Below are 4,170 nucleotides of genomic sequence, written 5' to 3' on the forward strand. Positions count from 1 at the left end.
TATAAATCTATTTATTGCTTTAAATCAATAAATTAGTGATTTAGATATATCTGTAATTGTGCTTTGTTGGTCTGGCCCACAAAATTTATAGTTATAAATTGTTCAAGATTCCTACTTATTAGTAAGGTAGGAGGTTTCGAGAACATTTCGACAAGATCTCAATAAGTCTTTCAAATTTCTAGAACCTAAACCCTCGCCAATATTACTCTGTTAAGGCCTGAAATACCCGTCTACCAATAAGTCCTATTACTACTAAAAACCCAGCTAGAAATCCTCCCAATAGTATACCCTTTGATTTCCCAAATTTCTCCACCGGTAAAGGCAATATCGGTTTATCAATAACTTGGATTAGCGGAGTTTCTTTACGTAATGATAATTTAGAAAGTTCCAAATTCTTTACCAATTCGGTAAGAATAGCTGTATTCGCTTGCACATCAATTTGTCTTTGTTGGCCCGAGCTGCGTAAAATTTGTCTTGAAGCATTTAAATTAGGTATAGCATCATTTGATTGCGCCACACCCGAAATGGCACGGTTCAATTGATTACGTACCGAATCCGTTTGATGTTGAAGAATAGCCACATTTGTGGTCGATTTTTTAGTCTTGGTTTCTACATAAAATTGAGATACCTCGCTCACTAAAGCTTCAGTAAATGCTTTTGAAAAACTTTCACTTTCTGTTTGGACAGAAACCTTTAAAATGCTTAGCTTTTTGTCAATTTTGGCCACCGTTAAGAAATTTTTAATAATCTCTTCATGGATTTCCATTAGAATACTGTCTTGCGCTCTATTAAATTTAGATGGATCTGCAAGAATAGCAAAGCCTAAATTTTCTAATTGAGGCTTATCTTCCCAATCATCGCGCATTTCTCTAAATAAAATATAATAATCGCCTAAGCTTTGGCTTTTGCCATTAACACTAATCGGACTCAAAAGTGCTTTTTGCACCATAGATCTGGATTTCATCAATTCCAGTAAATTATCGCCGGCAAATATTCCGCCGCCACCGCCGCCACCTAGGTCTAAGCCAAATTGACTCGCTAAACCTAAAGCACCACCTAAGCCACCACCAGATTTTTCATCTTCTAGCACAAAGCTAAATTCCGCTTTATAAATAGGCTTTTGTGTAAAAGCATAGCCCAATCCCAATAAACTACCTATAAAAGCAACCAAGATGATTAATTTCCATTGGCCCAATAAATAGCTCCACCATTCTTGCAGCTTTATGATCAGCTCCTTTAATGAAATTTCATCTGAATCTATATTAGCAGCTGAAATTTGATTCGGTTCCTTTTGCAGATTATTCGTGTTCATCTTACTTCACCAAATTTAAAATAATGATTGCCATAGACGCTAAAGCACTAGAGATACCTACAATTTCGCCTGCAGATACTGCTTTCCTGGCATCCTTTTTCGGCACAAATACCTCTGCTCCAGGTTCTATACTTGGGTAATTATTAAATAGAAATACCTTTCTTGTACTTCGCACCGAGCCATTGGCATAAATGACATAAGAACGTTTTCTTGTCGATTTTTCTGAAAATCCACCACCCTGTGACACATAATATTTAAAAGATCTTCCTTGACTGAAGCTGGTAGTTACCGGGTAGAGCACCGCGCCATTAACCTTTACGGTTTGCAATTCTTTAGGGATACGCAATACATCACCTTCCTCTAAAATCAAGTCGGCAGAAGATTTTGGCGCTGCTAGGATTTTCTCCAAGTTAATCCCCACATATACATTATTTAATATTTCATCTTCCTTAACTGCTAAGCTTGAGTCTGCAGCATTGGCTTGCAAACGCTTCAATTGATTTAATTTAGCCTTCTCTTCTTCGGCCAATTCTTCTTGCGCTTTCGCATCATTTTTATTCAATCCTCTCAATTTACTTAATCCTTCACGCTTTAAAGAAGCCCCCTTGGTATAAGCCAAGGCTGTTAAACCACCGGCACGTTCTACCAAGTCGGAAACCCGTTCATTCTTATTGCTGATGCTATACATACCCGGGTATAGTACTTCACCTTCAATTTTTACTTGCTTTTGTATCTCATAACCTATGGAACTACGTACCGAAACGATATCAAAGGGCTGGAGTTCAAATTTAGGGACAGAAAGGTTGAGGTCCTTTTCAATGTTTATTTGGAAAACCTCAGCAGTTTTAGCCGCTTCAGAGTTTTGATCAGAGGATTTAACTCGTCTGGAGATTTCAATACGCTGCGGGCTTGCACTTTCGGAGAATCCACCTGCCTGAATGATTAATTCTTCGAGGGTCATGTTTTGTGCGTACTTATAGGTTCCGGGGCCTCTTACTTCCCCATCAATGCTTACCTTAAATTCTTCTTGAAGGTCGAATATGGAGGAGATGCTGATGAGGTCTTCACGCTGCAGGCTGATGTCTGGTGTTTTACCTGAAATAATTGCGGCCACATCAAAGGAAATCAACTGTGTTTGATTATCTACTTTTAATCTGGTCAAATAGCCCCTCGGCATAAAGGCGTCTTCTTTCAGTCCGTCGGCTTTTTGTATCAATTGAGAAAGCTTCATTCCCGTTTCTAATTCATAAGCTCCCGGTCTGAATACCGCCCCTTCAATTTGTACGCGATTTTCGAAGCGCTCTAGCACGCGTTCTACAAAGTATTTATCGCCACTGGTAGGCAGGTAGCTTGTAAATTGCTCTTTAGAGATATTGGAAATCTTACGCTCGGTATCGGTATTTTTCAATACTTTCACTCGTGCCTGATAGGCATTTTCGGTAAAGCCACCGGCATAATTGAGGAGATTGCTGTATGTTTCGCCAGCTTTCAACTCATAAATACCTGGTCTTTTTACTTCGCCAACTAGCTCGATGCGCGATTGGTACACGGGAATACGTATCACATCTTGATCTTGTAATTTATAGTTAGTGGCTATTTCGCCCTTCATTAAAAATTCATAGATATCTAAAACGGCAATTTTCTTGCCTGAACGTATCAATTCAATGGCTCTAAAAGATCCGTTTTGCGTCGGTCCGCCGGATGAGTACAGTGCATTAAACACCGTAGCCAAGGAGGATAGGGTATACGTGCCTGGCGTAATAACTTCGCCGGTTAGGATTACTTTAATGCTTCTGATATTACCAATAGCCACATTTAAGCGGGTATTGCCGGTTTTGATACCTGCGTACACGGCAGACATTCTTGATTTAATGCGTGTGGTAGCTGCTTCAATAGTTAGGCCAGAAAGGGGCACTACGCCTACGTATTGTATTTTTATACTGCCTTCGGGACTCACCCTTAAATCGTAAGAAGCTTCAGAATTACCGCTTAAGTCGATTAAGAGCTGGTCGTTGGGACCAATTACATAGCCTTTAGGAGTTGCTATGTTGAGGTTAGGCTCAAAAGTTTGCTTTTTATTTTTGAATAGGTCAGCACCAAATAGCTTCGCACGAAGCTCTAGGAGTGCTTTTTCGGCTTCGCTTTCCGGCGTTTTTTCTACTGCTGGCTTTTCTTCATCGTAATTAAGCTCGCGGCCATTATTTTGTGATTGTACTTTATCAGGATTGGCAGATTTAGCGCCACTTGATTTTAATTTTTCTACACGGGCACGCAATTTACCAACCTCTGCAGGGCTCATGCCACGCGCTTGTGCAATTTGTTCTAACTGTGCCTCTCCCATTCCGCTCGACTCTACCTGGCGCATGAAAGCACGCACCTGATCATCACTTAGCTCATCCACACGAACATTGCTCAAGTTTTGGGGATTTACTTGCGCCAAAACCGGCATGCTGATGCTTAAAAACAGTAAAAGACTGAATAGTTTAAATAGTTTGTTCATCGTAAAAATTTTCAATTCCGTAAAAGTAAGGAAATTGTGGTTATGTTTTTATTTGGGTGATGGAATTATCTACTTTATCGTTATTCGGGCAGTGGTATGTAAATTTGTTTTTGAAAACTCTAAATCAAACCCACCACAAATCGTCCACTCACTGTCCTTCGTTCACCTTTCTTCCGCCTTGGCTGGTGCGGCACGTACCACATTAGCCAACCCACAACCTTTCACAGCATTAGACGCAGCGGTGGCATTTTGGTTCTTTTCTGCTACAGGAAAAGAACTAGGCCTCCGCGGCTATGAGCGGGAAAATCATCAATATACCTTGAATTCTCTTTCTTTTGAAGGCCAAAAGAAACAAAAG

The 4,170-nt window shown here is 40.1% G+C and carries 3 protein-coding genes; 1 reads left to right on the plus strand and 2 read right to left on the minus strand.

Annotated features, from left to right (window positions below):
• Positions 1 to 202 precede the first annotated feature (202 nt).
• Together ACILQF_RS11100 and ACILQF_RS11105 are read right to left on the minus strand one after the other, a co-directional pair.
• Positions 203 to 1,312, minus strand: coding sequence for a Wzz/FepE/Etk N-terminal domain-containing protein (locus ACILQF_RS11100; protein ID WP_395627475.1), 1,110 nt, complete (start codon positions 1,310 to 1,312; stop codon positions 203 to 205).
• Position 1,313: 1 nt separating this feature from the next.
• The gene (locus ACILQF_RS11105) at positions 1,314 to 3,812 is read right to left on the minus strand and encodes an SLBB domain-containing protein (RefSeq protein ID WP_395627476.1); all 2,499 of its coding nucleotides are present in this window, start codon (positions 3,810 to 3,812) and stop codon (positions 1,314 to 1,316) included.
• Here ACILQF_RS11105 and ACILQF_RS11110 point away from each other — a divergent pair.
• On the plus strand, positions 3,805 to 4,170 hold a 366-nt coding region (locus ACILQF_RS11110), incomplete at its 3' end, for a hypothetical protein (protein WP_395627477.1). The two genes, ACILQF_RS11105 and ACILQF_RS11110, sit on opposite strands and share 8 nt — an antisense overlap.

The sequence above is a fragment of the Daejeonella sp. genome (assembly GCF_044232565.1).
Classification (GTDB): Bacteria; Bacteroidota; Bacteroidia; order Sphingobacteriales; family Sphingobacteriaceae; genus Daejeonella.

Bases quoted from the DNA above. Each gene is read 5' to 3' on its own strand.
- ACILQF_RS11100 (WP_395627475.1), bottom strand. From the start codon at position 1,312: ATGAACACGAATAATCTGCAAAAGGAACCGAATCAAATTTCAGCTGCT.
- ACILQF_RS11105 (WP_395627476.1), bottom strand. From the start codon at position 3,812: ATGAACAAACTATTTAAACTATTCAGTCTTTTACTGTTTTTAAGCATC.